At 62.6% G+C, this 13,690-nt stretch carries 11 protein-coding genes, 1 pseudogene and 1 other annotated feature; of the genes and pseudogenes, 9 read left to right on the forward strand and 3 right to left on the reverse strand.

What is annotated here, in order from left to right; genetic code table 11:
- Positions 1-50: 50 nt before the first annotated feature.
- Positions 51-311 (reverse strand): hypothetical protein, encoded by a 261-nt coding sequence (locus tag OCV80_RS07320; RefSeq protein ID WP_025544228.1) that lies wholly within the window; start codon positions 309-311, stop codon positions 51-53.
- Positions 312-426: 115 nt separating this feature from the next.
- The gene (gene nth / locus OCV80_RS07325; protein WP_021750684.1) at positions 427-1,071 is read right to left on the reverse strand and encodes an endonuclease III; all 645 of its coding nucleotides are present in this window, start codon (positions 1,069-1,071) and stop codon (positions 427-429) included.
- Between the two features lie 166 nt (positions 1,072-1,237).
- On the opposite strand from nth, the gene OCV80_RS07330 reads away from it, so the two are divergent.
- The 5 genes from OCV80_RS07330 (at position 1,238) to OCV80_RS07350 (ending at position 7,609) form a co-directional block, all read left to right on the forward strand.
- Complete coding sequence (locus tag OCV80_RS07330; RefSeq protein WP_021750682.1) at positions 1,238-2,650, forward strand: sodium:solute symporter family protein; 1,413 nt, start codon at positions 1,238-1,240, stop codon at positions 2,648-2,650.
- Between the two features lie 87 nt (positions 2,651-2,737).
- A complete protein-coding gene (locus tag OCV80_RS07335; RefSeq protein WP_021750681.1) occupies positions 2,738-3,865 on the forward strand; it encodes an aminopeptidase in 1,128 nt (375 codons plus the stop codon).
- A 15-nt stretch (positions 3,866-3,880) separates the two neighbouring features.
- The gene (pepT, locus tag OCV80_RS07340) at positions 3,881-5,137 is read left to right on the forward strand and encodes a peptidase T (RefSeq protein WP_021750680.1); all 1,257 of its coding nucleotides are present in this window, start codon (positions 3,881-3,883) and stop codon (positions 5,135-5,137) included.
- A 4-nt stretch (positions 5,138-5,141) separates the two neighbouring features.
- Entirely contained in the window at positions 5,142-6,215 is a 1,074-nt protein-coding gene (locus tag OCV80_RS07345; protein ID WP_021750679.1) for a M24 family metallopeptidase, read from the forward strand.
- 125 nt (positions 6,216-6,340) lie between these two features.
- On the forward strand, positions 6,341-7,609 hold the full coding sequence (locus OCV80_RS07350) for a replication-associated recombination protein A (RefSeq protein WP_119310974.1): 1,269 nt from the start codon (positions 6,341-6,343) through the stop codon (positions 7,607-7,609).
- Here the strand turns inward: OCV80_RS07350 and OCV80_RS07355 are convergent.
- Positions 7,590-8,525 carry a S1 RNA-binding domain-containing protein gene (locus tag OCV80_RS07355; RefSeq protein ID WP_021750677.1) on the reverse strand — a complete coding sequence of 312 codons (936 nt, stop codon included), beginning with the start codon at positions 8,523-8,525 and terminating at the stop codon, positions 7,590-7,592. The two genes, OCV80_RS07350 and OCV80_RS07355, sit on opposite strands and share 20 nt — an antisense overlap.
- A 94-nt stretch (positions 8,526-8,619) precedes the next feature.
- Between OCV80_RS07355 and OCV80_RS07360 the strand changes: the two genes are divergently transcribed.
- From OCV80_RS07360 to OCV80_RS07375, 4 genes and pseudogenes are all read left to right on the forward strand, one after another.
- Positions 8,620-8,811 (forward strand): DUF951 domain-containing protein, encoded by a 192-nt coding sequence (locus tag OCV80_RS07360; RefSeq protein WP_021750676.1) that lies wholly within the window; start codon positions 8,620-8,622, stop codon positions 8,809-8,811.
- 284 nt (positions 8,812-9,095) lie between these two features.
- Positions 9,096-9,890 (forward strand): annotated as a pseudogene (locus tag OCV80_RS07365) (sigma-E processing peptidase SpoIIGA); the annotation flags it as partial.
- Positions 9,891-9,954: 64 nt separating this feature from the next.
- Positions 9,955-10,659 carry an RNA polymerase sporulation sigma factor SigE gene (gene sigE, locus OCV80_RS07370; protein ID WP_197714239.1) on the forward strand — a complete coding sequence of 235 codons (705 nt, stop codon included), beginning with the start codon at positions 9,955-9,957 and terminating at the stop codon, positions 10,657-10,659.
- A 46-nt stretch (positions 10,660-10,705) separates the two neighbouring features.
- Positions 10,706-10,931: a binding site (T-box leader), on the forward strand.
- Between the two features lie 151 nt (positions 10,932-11,082).
- On the forward strand, positions 11,083-13,690 hold a 2,608-nt coding region (locus OCV80_RS07375), incomplete at its 3' end, for a valine--tRNA ligase (RefSeq protein ID WP_267288320.1).

Consider the following 13,690-nt stretch of genomic DNA (forward strand, 5'->3'; position numbering starts at 1 on the left):
TTATCGTCGAATTCCGCCACCGCCGGTCCGCCCCCTTTCTGTACTTGCCGTTACCGGCCGTTCATGGTCTTGTTGATGCGGTCGATCAAAGCTGCGCCGTCCGGGCTCTGCATCAGCTGGTTCACCATGCGGACCATCTCCGCCGGGTTGCCCTTGGCGGCGGACTGGGCCGCCCGCTGGAGAGATGCTCCACGGTCTCCCCCGGAGAGCATCTGCATCAGCGCCTGCCCGTCCCGGGACTGCATCAGCGCCTGGAGCATGGCGGGGTTGCTTTTCAGCTGTTGGATCATACGGGCCGTCTGTTCGTCCATAGTGCCTCCTTGTGCCGTCTGTCGGATGGATTTCATCTCAGTATATGAGGGAAGACAAAAAAACGTGCCTGCGCATTGCGCAGACACGTGAAGTTCCAGAGTGATTCCAATGCTGTCAGCCCCGTCTGGCGGCTTTGGCGGTGTCGCAGTCCTTTGCCAGGGGGCAGCCCTCGCACTTGGGGGAGCGGGCGGTGCAGGTATCCCGGCCGAAGAGCACCATCCGGTGGCAGAAGTTGTTGGACTCCTTGGGAGGGATCCGCTCCCGCAGCTGCCGCTCCACCTGAAGGGGATCTTTGGAGCCGTCGGTGATCCCCAGCCGTCCCGTGATGCGGATGCAGTGGGTGTCGCAGACATAGGCGGGCTGGCCGAACACGTCCCCCAGAATCAGATTGGCGGTCTTGCGCCCCACGCCGGGAAGGCCGGTCAGTTCTTCCATGGTGCCGGGGACTCTGCCGCCGTATTCATTCACCAGCTTCTGGGCACAGGCCACGATGTCCCGGGCCTTGCCGTTGTAAAAGCCGCAGGAGTGGATGTATTCTCCCACCTCCGCCGGATCCGCCTCGGCAAAACTTTCCAGGGTAGGGAAGCGGGCGTACAGCGCCGGGGTCACCTTGTTCACCCGCTCGTCTGTGCACTGGGCGGACAGGCGCACCGCAAACAGCAACTCGTAGTCCTTTTTATATTGTAAGGAGCACAGCCCGTCCGGGTAAATGCCCTTCAGTGTCTCAATGATGCGGTTCACCGCAGCCTTGGATGTCATGTCGCTCACCTCGGGGACAGGATACCACAGATTTCGACAAAAAGCCAGAGAAAAATTGCCGCGTCCGGATGCCGGCGCATACGCCGGACGGGATACAACTTGACATTATTCCCCTGAAAGAGTAAAATCTCTTTATTATTCTATTGTGTGAGGAGAAGGAGAATATATGACTTACATTGTTGCGATCAGCGCCTATCTGGTGCTGCTCACGATCTTCGGGCTGATCGTGGCCCGGAAGAAAGTCAAGACCTCGGATGACATGGTGACCGGCGGCCACCGGATCCCCTTCATCATCCTGGTGGGCACACTGCTTGCTACTTGGTGCGGCGGCGGCGGAATCACCGGCTCCGCCAGCGTGGTGTACACCGGCGGCCCCTGGGTGGGTCTCATCACCTTTGCGGCGCCGCCCATCGGCATCATCCTGCTGTATTTCATCGCCGGCAAGGTCCGCAAGTCCAACAAGGTCACGGTGCCGGAGATCATGGGCGCCCGTTACGGCAAGGCCGCCAGCATCATCGCCGCCCTGTGCGTCATGCTGGCCTATGTGGGCGTGCTGGCCACCCAGCTGAAGGCTGCGGCGGACATCATCGTGCTGCTGTGCGCTTCCAGCGGGATTGAGATCTCCCACGGCTTGGCCCTGACCATCTGCACAGCCCTGATCGCCATCATCACCGTGGGCGGCGGTCTGGTGTCTGTGGCCTATTCCGACGCCATCAGCGCCCTGCTGATGATCGGCGGCTTCTTCCTGGCGATTCCCTTCCTGATCGGCGTGGCCAACTCTCAGGGCGCCACTCTGCCTCCGGAGAAGATGACCATTACCGGCGGTATGTCCGGCTGGGAGCTGCTGGGCTACTTCCTGCCCTCCCTGGCCCTGATGCTGGGCGACCAGAACATGCTGCAGCGGTTCGCCTCTGCCAAAAACAGCGACGAGGCCAAGAAGTCCAACATCGGCATGTTCATCGGCGAGATCCTGGTCATCATCAGCATTGTCCTGGTAGTCACCCAGGCAGCCAAGCTGTATCCCACCCTGGACGTTCCCTCCAATGTGATCTTCCAGGTAGCGGTGGACTACCTGCCTCTGGCCTTCGGTGCGCTGGTGATGTGCGCCTGCATGGCCTTCATCGTCACCACGGCGGACAGCTATCTGCTCTCCTCTGCCACCAACCTGACCAACGACATCTATGTAAAGTACATCCGCAAGGATGCCACCGACAAGCAGAAGATGCTGGTCCTCCGGGGTACCATCATTGTGTTCAGCTTCATCGCTGTGGCGCTGACGCTGTATTTCCCCACTGTGCTGTCCCTGCAGATGACGGCCTACACCATGTACGGCGCCGCCATCACCCCGGCGATCCTGTTCGCCCTCTTCTCCAAGAAGGTGACGCCCGCCGGCGGCATGGCCGGTATCCTGGTGGGCGGTCTGGTCACGATCATCTGGACGCTGATGGGCACGCCCTACGGCATCCAGTGCGCCATTGTGGCGGTGCCTGCCTCGGTGATTGCCATACTGATCGTCAGCGCCGTGACCCGCTGCAACGATCCCAAGCGGTCTCTGGAAGCCCTGTACCAGGACAACTGATTCCAGGCGGGGCAGAAGAGATGCTCTTCTGCCCCGTTTTTTCTGTGCGGTGACGCGCAAGGACTGAAAGGAAAGAGAGGAACCACCATGGAAGATCCCCGTATCCGCAAATTCGCCCAGTTCCTGATCCGCAGCGCTGTGGGCCTGGAGAAGGGCGAGAAGATCCTGATTGAGCTCCACGGCAGTGAGACCGGATTGATGAAGTCCCTGGTCCAGGAAGCCTATGCTGTGGGCGGCAAGCCCTTTGTCCACATCTTCGACTACGCCGTGGAGGGTGCCCTGGTCCAGGGAGCCGACGCGGAGCACATGGAGGAGATCGCCTCCTACGAGCTGGAGCGGATGCGGGACATGGACGCCTATATCGACATTCGGGCCACCACCAATATCAGCATGTGGCACAACGTCAGCGACGAGGCCCAGAAGCGCTACCGCCAGTATTACTGGGGCCCCATCCATCTGGCGGAGCGGTGCAACCATACCAAGTGGTCCGTGCTCCGGTACCCCAACGATGCCATGGCCCAGCTGGCGGGCGTTTCCACGGAAGAGTATGAGGACTTCTATTTCCGGGCCTGCCTGGTGGACTACGACAAGATGGGCCGGGCCATGCAGCCCCTCCAGGACCTGATGGCCAGGACTGACAAGGTTCGCATCGTCGCTCCCGGCACGGACATCTCCTTCTCCATCAAGGGCATCCCCAGCTTCGGGATGCACGGCAACCGGAACATCCCCGACGGCGAGATCTACACCTCGCCCGTGAAGAACTCCGTCAACGGGCACATCACCTACAACGTGCCGTCCCCCTATGACGGCTTTTTGTTCCGGGACGTGTATCTGGAGTTCAAGGACGGCAAGATCGTCAAGGCCACCAGCAACAACACGGACTATATGAACGAGATCCTGGACATCGACGAGGGCGCCCGGTACATCGGCGAGTTCGCCTTCGGTGTGAACCCGGAGATCAACCACCCCATCGGGGACATTCTGTTCGACGAGAAGATCGCCGGCAGCTTCCACCTGACCCCCGGCAACAGCTACGACAATGCCTCCAACGGCAACCATTCCGCCGTCCATTGGGACCTGATCCAGATCCAGACGCCGGAGTACGGCGGGGGCGAGATCTGGTTCGATGACGTGCTGATCCGCAAGGACGGCCTCTTCGTGCTGGACGAATTGAAATGCCTGAATCCGGAGAATCTGCTCTCCAAGGAAGAATAAGGAGGAATCTAGAACATGGATACCGTTGTTGACCGCCTGATCCGCTACGCCAAGGTGTACAGCGAGAGTGACTACCACGCCGGCCGCACTGTCACCCCCAGCACGGACCGCCAGTTCGACATGGCCAAGCTGCTGGTAGAGGAGCTCCACGGCCTTGGCATCGAAAACGCCCGGTACGATGACAAGTGCTACGTCTACGCCACCCTGGATGCCACGCCGGGGTGCGAACAGCTGCCCGCCATCGGCCTGATCGCCCACATGGACACCACCCCGGACATGACCGGCAAGGACGTGAAACCCCAGATCATCCACTACACCGGCGGGGACGTGGTGCTGAACCGGGAGCAGAACATCGTCATGGAGGCCGCCCAGTTCCCGGAGCTGCAGAAATTCGTGGGTCAGGAGCTGGTCTGCACCGATGGCACCACCCTGCTGGGGGCGGATGACAAGGCGGGCATCGCCATCATCCTTCAGGCGGTGGAGGAGCTGCTGGCAGAGAAGGCTCCCCACGGCAAAATCTGCCTGGGCTTCACCCCGGACGAGGAGATCGGCATGGGCGCCAGCTTCTTCGATGTATCCGGCTTCGGCGCGGACTTTGCCTATACCCTGGACGGCGGCGATATCACCGACTATGAGTACGAGACCTTCAACGCCGCCAAGACCGTGGTGACCATCAACGGCTTCAGCATCCACCCGGGCACCTCCAAGGACAAGATGCGCAACGCCCTGTTGATCGCCATGGAGTACAACGCCCTGCTGCCGGCGCTGGAGACCCCCGCCCACACGGAGGGGTACGAGGGCTTCTTCCATCTGCAGGAGATGCACGGCAAGGCGGAGAAGGCCACGATGGAGTATATCGTCCGGGACCACGACATGAAGCGGTTTCAGGAGCGCAAGGCCATGATGGACAAGGCCGCGGAGCAGATCAACCGCCGCTGGGGCGACGGCACCGCGGTGGTGGACACCCACGACCAGTACTACAATATGTACGAGGTGCTGAAGGACCACATGGAGATTCTGGAGCTGGCAGAGTCCGCCATGAAGGCCGCCGGCATTGAGCACCCCACCCATTCTCCCATCCGGGGCGGCACTGACGGCAGTGTGCTGACCTACAAGGGCCTGCTGTGCCCCAACCTGCCCAGCGCGGGCCACAACGCCCACGGCCGGTACGAGTATGCGCCGGTAGAGTCCCTGAAAACCGGCGTCAAGACCGTAAAGGCTCTGGTCTCTCCGGAGCTGGTGGAGACCATTATCGGAAAAAAAGAGGGGTGACATCATGTATCAGGAGCGAATCAGCCGCGTACTGGCCGCCATGGAACGGATGGGCCTGGAGCAGATGCTCGTGTCCGATCCGGACAGCATCTGGTATCTGACAGGGTACGATGTGTTCCCGTTTGAACGGCTGTACGCCTTTTACCTGCGGAAGGACGGACAGCACAAGTTATTTCTGAACAAACTGTTCCCGGTGCCGGAGGCACCCTATGAGCAGGTGTGGTTCTCCGACACGGACGACTATCTCGCCATTCTGGCAAATGCCGTGGACGGGGAAAAAGACATGGGCGTGGACAAGGACTGGCCCGCCCGGTTTCTGCTGCCCCTGATGGCCCACAATCCCAGCTGCAAGTATGTGCTGGCCTCCGACTGCGTGGACGACGCCCGGGCCTGCAAGGACGCGGTGGAGCGGGACCTGATGCGGGAGGCCTCCCGCATCAACGACGTGGTGATGGAGCGGGCTGCCGCCTACATGAAAGAGGGCATGACCGAGCGGGAGGTGGCCGACTACATCGTGGCCCAGTATGCCGCCGAGGGCTGTGACTCCACTGCGTTCCTGCCCATCGTCTCCTACGGCGCCCACGCCGCGGACCCCCACCACGAGGCGGACCAGACCCGCCTGAAGGCTGGGGACTGCATCGTCATTGACATGGGCTGCCGGAAGAACCGCTACTGCTCCGACATGACCCGGACCTTCTTCTGCAGGGCGGCGGATCCCAAGTACGCCGCCATCCACGACCTGGTGCGGGAGGCCAACGAGCTGGCGGAGTCCATGCTGCGGCCCGGCGTGCCCCTGTGCGACCTGGACAAGGCCGCACGGGACCACATCTCCGCCGCCGGATACGGAGAATACTTCACCCACCGGCTGGGCCACTTCATCGGCCAGACGGAGCATGAGAAGGGCGACGTCAGCGCCACCAACACCACCCTGGCCAAGCCGGGTATGATCTTCTCCATTGAGCCCGGCGTGTATCTGCCCGGCGAATTCGGTGTCCGGGTGGAGGACCTAGTGCTGGTGACGGAGGACGGCTGCGAGATTTTGAACCACGTGGACAAGCACTGGAAGACCGTTGGCTGAGTTTACAGGCCGAAAGCCGGGAGGACGGACTGTCTTCCCGGCTTTTTGGCGTTTTCCCGGTGGAAATTTCCAATGGGCCATGCTATAATGAATGTTCCGAGATCAACAGGGAAGGGGGTGCCGCCATGCAGCGGCCTCTTGCGGATGAGATCCGCCCCAAAACATTGGACGAGGTGGTGGGCCAGCGGCATCTGCTCTCCCCCGGCGCCGTGCTCCGGCGGCTGATCGACAGCGGCACGGAGGCGAATATGGTGTTCTACGGCCCCTCCGGCACCGGAAAGACCACCATCGCCAACATCATCGCCCGGCAGACCAATAAGACCCTCCACCGGCTCAACGCCACCACCGCATCCTTGCAGGACGTGAAGGACATCATTGCCGACGTGGGGACGCTGCTGGCCCCAGGGGGCATTCTGCTGTACCTGGACGAGATTCAGTACTTCAATAAGAAGCAGCAGCAGAGCCTGCTGGAATTCATGGAGAACGGCTCTTTGACCCTCATCGCCTCCACCACGGAGAACCCGTACTTTTATGTGTACGGAGCCCTGCTGTCCCGCAGCACGGTGTTTGAGTTCAAGGCCGTGTCGCCGGAGGAGGTGGAACCCGCTGTCCTGCGGGCACTGAAGATCGAGCAGGACCGTTCGCCTCTGCCCCTGGACTGGGAGCAGGATGTGCCCCGGCAGATCGCCACCGCTTGCGGCGGCGACGTCCGCAAGGCCATCAATGCGGTGGAACTTCTGTGCCGGGCAGCCATGCCCAGAGATGGGAAGCTGATGCTGACCCTGGACGACGTGGAGCAGGTGGCCCAGCGCAGCGCCATGCGGTACGACAGAGGCGGCGACGCCATGTACGACGCCGCCTCCGCCCTGATGAAGTCCCTCCGGGGCAGCGACCCGGATGCGGCGCTCCACTACCTGGCCCGCTTTCTGGAGGCGGGGGACCTCATCACCCCCTGCCGGCGGCTGCTGTGCTCCGCCAGCGAGGATGTGGGGATGGCGTACCCCCAGGCGGTCTCCATTGTGAAGGCATGTGTGGATACTGCCATGCAGCTGGGGCTGCCGGAGGCCCAGCTGCCCCTGGCCCAGGCGGCTATCCTGCTGGCCACGGCCCCCAAGTCCAACAGCGTGACAGCCGGTATCGGCAGGGCCTGGGCAGACGTGAGGGCAGGCCGCACCGGGGACGTGCCCCGGGAACTGCAGAACGTTCACGCGGACTCCGCCGGTATGGAGCGGGAGCAGGGCTACCTGTACCCCCACGACTTTCCCCGCCACTGGGTACAGCAGCAGTATCTGCCCGATGCCCTGAAGGGTGTCCATTACTACGAATACGGCGATAACAAGACGGAGCAGGCCGCCAAGCACTACTGGGACGAGATCAAGGGTCCTCAGCCGTGAACACCGTCTCCACGGCCGGCTTCTCATACCCGGCAGGGGAGTAGACCCACCGGTCCAGTACCCCGTCGGTGATCTGATAGCGCAGCGGCTCCGGCTCTGCCAAGGGCGGCAGCTTTTCGATCACCTGGAGCTTGATCTTCATCCGCTCCGGACGGATGGACTTGATGTAGACAGAGACGCCGTCCCCCGGGCGCAGGTCCTCCCGGGCGTCTGCCAGGCCGGAGAGGTTGGGGGCCAGCTCGATGAAGCTGCCGTACTCCTTCACGCTGCGGACCTCGCCCCGGACTGTCTCGCCGGGATGAAACCAGCTGGCATTCTCCATCCAGGTGCCCAGCAGCTCCTTGTGAGTCATGGTGATCCGGCGCTTCTCCCGGTCTATGGACCGGACGGCTGCCAGAATCTTCTGCCCGGGCCGGAACCGCTCCTTCGGATGGGAAATGCGGGAGACGGAGATGTGCTCGATGGGCAGCATAGCCACGATGCCGCAGCCGATATCCAAAAAAGCGCCGAAGGACTCCAGATGCGTCACCACCGCAGTGACCACGGAGCCTGGGCGCAGGTGCTCCAGGAAGAAGTCCATGGCCCGCTCCTGAACGGCCCGGCGGGAGAGCAGTGCCGTGGGCGCGCCCTTTTCATCGGCCCGGAGGGCCGTCACGAGAAAACAGGCGGGCTTTCCCACCCGGGAGAGGACGGCGATGTCCCGCTGGGCACCGCTGATCCAGGGGGAGAGGACCTCCTCCCGGGGAATGCGGGCCTGGATGCCTCCCAGGGAGAGAAGCAGGTTGTGTCCGGCATCACACCGGAGGACCCGATCCTCCAGCACCGTGTTCTGCTCCATGGCCTCCCGCAGGCTCTGGAGCGTGAAAGAAGAGGGAGGGCGCAGGCCCTCCGGCGGATACAGCTTGTTTTCCGGCATATTGTAATCGCATCCTATCTGCCGCAACGGCGGCGTGTTGTTCCATACCGTTACTATATGCAGCCCGGGAGGCTGCTTTGACAAGGAGGCCAATATGGACCTGCATCTGCATGACAAAGTGGAGCTGAAGAAAGCCCATCCCTGCGGCAGCACCCAGTGGGAGATTCTGCGGGTGGGCATGGACATCAAGCTCAAGTGCCTGGGCTGCGGGCATGAGCTGATGCTGCCCCGCAGCAAGGCGGAAAAGAGCATCCGCAAGATCCTGACGGAGGAGGGAAACAAGTGAGCAACAAGCACAGACTGTTTGCCGCGATCCTGGTGGTCATTCTGGTGATTTCCATGCTGGCATCGCTGATTGTTCCGTATTTATCATTGCTGTAAAGTTATTTCCCATCACAGTATTTCCGTGCCGCCGGAGCCGCAGCATTTGTGCTGCGGCCCCAATCGGCTGCCGGGGGGACGCACCTTTTTACAGGGCGCGTCCCCCTTTTGCGACCGTATTTCTCTGCGGTCTGCCCTATAATAGTCCCACGGAACGGAAGGGAGGCGGAGCGCTTGACCGTGGTGTATGTGGACAGCGTGTTTGTGCTGAACGCGCTGATGGACTATCTGCTGGTGCTCTGCGCCGCGCGTCTGGCGGGCATTCCCCTCCGGCGGAGACGCTACCTTCTGGCGGGCCTGCTGGGGGGCGCCTATGCCGTGGCGGTATTTCTGCCGGGGCTGGGCTTTCTCTCCGCAACGCCGGTGAAGCTGGCGGCAGGCATACTGCTGGCGCTGGCGGCCTATGGAGGAGAGGCAAAGCTGCTGCGGCTGACGCTGCTACTGTTCGCCGTCTCCTGTGCCATGGCCGGGTGCGTGCTGGCCCTGGGCCTGGTGGCGGGGGGCGGCGTGCCGATGGTGAACGGCGTGTTCTACACGGACGTGGATGCAAAGGTGCTGCTGACCGCTGCGGCCGCGGCCTATCTGGTTCTGACAGTGGTGTTTCGTGCGGCGGCGGGAAAGGGCGTCCGGGGCGAGCTGGTGCGGGCACAGGTGTGTCTGGCCGGGCGGACCACGGCGTTTACCGCTTTCTGCGACACGGGAAACGCCCTGCGGGATCCGGTCTCCGGAGCGCCGGTGCTGGTGGTGGCTCCGGGGCGGTTGGACGGTGCGCTTCCAAGAGAGGTCCGCTCTCTGCTGGACCACGGGGCGCTGGAGCGCCCCGCAGAGCTGCTGGAGCCCATGATGCGGGCGGCGCCGGAGCTGCGGTTCCGTCTGATCCCCTACCACGCGGTGGGAGTGGCGGGCGGACTGCTGCTGGCGGTGCGCAGCGACTGGACGGAGGTGGCGGGGGAGCGGTATGCCGGACTGCCGGTTGCCTTTTCCCCCACAGAGCTGGGGACGGGATACAGCGCCCTGTGGGGCGGCGCGGCTGGAAGGAGAAGAAACCATGAAGGACTGGATGAAACAATGGCGGCGGCTGCTGGTGCGGGTGGGGCTGCTGCCGCCGGCGGAGCTGCACTACATCGGGGGCAGCGACACCCTGCCACCGCCCCTGAGCCGGGAGCGGGAGGCGGAGCTGCTGGAGCGCATCGGGGAGGAGGACGCCCGCAAGGAGCTGATCGAACATAATCTGCGGCTGGTGGTGTACATTGCCCGGCGGTTCGAAAACACGGGAGTGGGGATCGAGGACCTGATTTCCATCGGCACCATCGGGCTCATCAAGGCGGTGGGCACCTACCGGACGGACAAGAACATCAAGCTGGCCACCTATGCCTCCCGGTGCATCGAGAACGAGATTTTGATGTACCTGCGCAAAAATGCCGGGCGGAAGGGGGAGGTGTCCTTCGACGAGCCGCTGAACACCGACTGGGACGGCAATGAGCTGCTGCTCTCCGACGTGCTGGGGACTGAGGCGGACGTGGTGATGCGCCCCATCGAAGAGGATGTGGAGCGGGACCTGCTGGCGGCGGCCATCAACGTTCTCTCGCCCCGGGAAAAGCAGATCATCACGCTGCGGTTCGGCCTGGGGGGCGGAAAAGAGCAGACCCAGAAAGAGGTGGCGGACCAGCTGGGCATCTCGCAGAGCTACATCTCCCGGCTGGAAAAGCGCATCATCTCCCGGCTGAAGAAGGAGATCCTGCGGCTGAGCTGACGCTTGACAATCGAACCGGGGTATACTATACTAAAATAAAATATGGCAAACTGCGAGGAAGGGAAGCAGTATCCGGTGGGCAGCGGCCAAGAGAGAGAACGGTTGGTGTGAGTTCTCCCAAAGCCGCCGGAGAAGTCGTCCCGGAGCACCGGAGCCGAAGCATCAGTAAGCCCCGGCGGAGGCCCACCGTTGACAGGGCAGGCGCAAATGCGCCGCAGAGTGCGGGTTTTCCCGAATCCAGGTGGTACCACGGACATTTGTTCGCCCTGAGCCGAAAGGCCCAGGGCGTTTTTGCTGTGTAAGCGCGCATAAAGCATTCCGCTGGAGCTGAGCTGCGATCTGGTGAACGGCAGGGCGGTGCGGACCGGCGCCCCAGTCATGACAAAAAGGACGAAAGTTCAGAGAATAGGAGAGATCGAACGTATGATGAAAGAACTGCCCAAGGTGTATGAACCCCAACAGGTGGAGTCCCGTATCTACCAGATGTGGGAGGACAACGACTGCTTTAACGGGGATCCGGATCCCAAGAAGAAGCCCTTCTCCATCGTCATGCCGCCACCCAACGTCACGGGCCAGCTCCACATGGGCCACGCCCTGGACTGCACATTGCAGGACATCCTGACCCGCTTCAAGCGGATGCAGGGCTACTCCACGCTGTGGGTCCCCGGCACCGACCATGCCGGCATCGCCACTCAGATCAAGGTGGAGGAGGAACTGCGCGTCAAGGAGGGCCTGACCCGCTATGATCTGGGCCGGGAGAAGTTCCTCCAGCGGGTGTGGAAGTGGAAGGAGGAGTATGGCAACCGCATCGTGGAGCAGCAGAAGAAGATGGGCGTCTCCTGCGACTGGAGCCGCTCCCGCTTCACCATGGATGAGGGCTGCTCCAAGGCTGTGCGGGAGACCTTCTGCGAGCTGTATGACAAGGGCCTGATCTACAAGGGAAGCCGCATCATCAACTGGTGCCCCCACTGCATCACCGCCCTGTCCGACGCCGAGGTGGAGTATGTGGACAAGCCCGGCCACCTGTGGTATATCCGCTATCCCCTGGCCGACGGCAGCGGCGATCTGGTGGTGGCCACCACCCGTCCCGAGACCATGATGGGCGACACCGGCGTGGCTGTGAATCCGGAGGACGAGCGGTTCCGTGATCTGGTGGGCAAGACCTGCATCCTGCCCATCATGAACCGGGAGATCCCCATTGTGGCGGACGACTACGTGGAGCTGGGCTTCGGCACCGGCGCCGTGAAGATGACTCCCGCCCATGACCCCAACGACTTCGAGGTGGGCCTGCGCCATAACCTGGAGGTCATCCGCTGCATCGGCGACGACGGCAGGATCAACGAGAACGGCGGCCCCTACAATGGGATGGACCGGTACGAGTGCCGCAAGCAGATCGTCAAGGACCTGGAGGAGCAGGGCTATCTCGTCAAGACCGAGCCCTACAACCACAATGTGGGCACCTGCTACCGCTGTCACAATGACGTGGAGCCCCTGATCTCCGCCCAGTGGTTCGTGAAGATGGAGCCCCTGGCCAAGGAGGCCCTGCGGGTGGTCCGGGAGGGCGAGGTGAAGTTCGTGCCCGAGCGGTTCGCCAAGACCTACACCAACTGGATGGAGAACGTCCATGACTGGTGCATCTCCCGCCAGCTGTGGTGGGGCCACCAGATCCCCGCCTGGACCTGCGACGACTGCGGCCACATCAACGTCTCCCGGGAGGACCCCACCAAGTGCGAAAAGTGCGGCTCCACCCATCTGACCCGGGACCCGGACGTGCTGGACACCTGGTTCTCCAGCGCCCTGTGGCCCTTCTCCACCCTGGGCTGGCCGGAAAAGACCGCTGATCTGGACTTCTACTATCCCACCAGCGTCATGGTCACCGGCTATGACATCATCTTCTTCTGGGTGGCCCGGATGATCTTCTCCGGCTGTGAGCAGATGCACCAGATCCCCTTCCACACCGTGCTGATCCACGGTCTGGTGCGGGACGACAAGGGCCGCAAGATGTCCAAGTCCCTGGGCAACGGCATCGATCCGCTGGAGATGGCGGAGAAGTATGGTGCCGACGCGCTGCGCTTCAACCTCATCACCGGCAACTCCCCGGGCAACGACACCCGGTTCTACACCGAGAAGTGCGAGGCCATGCGGAACTTCGCCAACAAGATCTGGAACGCCAGCCGGTTCGTGATGATGAACCTCACCATCGACAAGTGTGAACTCCCTGCGGCGGACGCCCTGGCGCCGGAGGACAAGTGGGTCCTCTCCAAGCTGAACACCCTGGTGAAGGAGGTCACGGAGAACCTGGACGCCTACGAGATCGGCGTGGCCTCCGCCAAGGTCTACGACTTCCTGTGGGATACCTACTGCGACTGGTATATCGAGCTCACCAAGACCCGCCTCCAGGGAGAGGACGAGGGGGCCAAGCTGGCGGCCCAGAATGTGCTCTGCTTTGTGCTAACGGAGCTTTTGAAGCTGCTGCACCCCTTCATGCCTTTCATCACGGAGGAGATCTATCAGGCCCTGCCCCACGAGGAACAATTCATCATGACCTCCCGGTGGCCTGAGTACCGGGCGGACCTGGCCTTCCCGGAGGAAGAAGCCGCAATGGAGGCCGTCATGGACACCATCAAGGCCATCCGGGCCCGCCGGGCGGAGATGAACGTGCCCCCTTCCCGGAAGGCGGAGGTGCTGATCGTCACCGCCACCCCGGACGTCTACGCCCAGGGCAGGCACTTCATCCAGCGGCTGGCCTATGCCAGTGAGGTGAAGTTCGCGGACGCCGCCCCGGCGGATGTGTCCGGCATGGTGACTGCCGTCACCCACAATGCCACGGCTTATCTGCCCCTCAGTGAGCTGGTGGACATCGCCGCGGAACTGGAGCGGATCCGCAAGGAGATCGAGAAAGCCCAGAACGGCCTGCGGGGCGTCGAGCAGAAGCTCTCCAACGAGAAGTTCGTCTCCCGGGCCCCGGAGGCGGTGGTGAACGCCGAGCGGGAGAAGGCCGCCAAGTACAAAGAGCTGATCGCCAAGCTGG

It is taken from the genome of Oscillibacter acetigenes (assembly GCF_025567605.1).
In the GTDB taxonomy this organism is placed as follows: Bacteria; Bacillota; Clostridia; order Oscillospirales; family Oscillospiraceae; genus Oscillibacter; species Oscillibacter welbionis.

Coding starts and splice junctions, on each gene's coding strand:
- OCV80_RS07320 (WP_025544228.1), bottom strand. CDS start 311: ATGGACGAACAGACGGCCCGTATGATCCAACAGCTGAAAAGCAACCCC.
- nth (WP_021750684.1), bottom strand. CDS start 1,071: ATGACATCCAAGGCTGCGGTGAACCGCATCATTGAGACACTGAAGGGC.
- OCV80_RS07330 (WP_021750682.1), top strand. CDS start 1,238: ATGACTTACATTGTTGCGATCAGCGCCTATCTGGTGCTGCTCACGATC.
- OCV80_RS07335 (WP_021750681.1), top strand. CDS start 2,738: ATGGAAGATCCCCGTATCCGCAAATTCGCCCAGTTCCTGATCCGCAGC.
- pepT (WP_021750680.1), top strand. CDS start 3,881: ATGGATACCGTTGTTGACCGCCTGATCCGCTACGCCAAGGTGTACAGC.
- OCV80_RS07345 (WP_021750679.1), top strand. CDS start 5,142: ATGTATCAGGAGCGAATCAGCCGCGTACTGGCCGCCATGGAACGGATG.
- OCV80_RS07350 (WP_119310974.1), top strand. CDS start 6,341: ATGCAGCGGCCTCTTGCGGATGAGATCCGCCCCAAAACATTGGACGAG.
- OCV80_RS07355 (WP_021750677.1), bottom strand. CDS start 8,525: ATGCCGGAAAACAAGCTGTATCCGCCGGAGGGCCTGCGCCCTCCCTCT.
- OCV80_RS07360 (WP_021750676.1), top strand. CDS start 8,620: ATGGACCTGCATCTGCATGACAAAGTGGAGCTGAAGAAAGCCCATCCC.
- sigE (WP_197714239.1), top strand. CDS start 9,955: ATGAAGGACTGGATGAAACAATGGCGGCGGCTGCTGGTGCGGGTGGGG.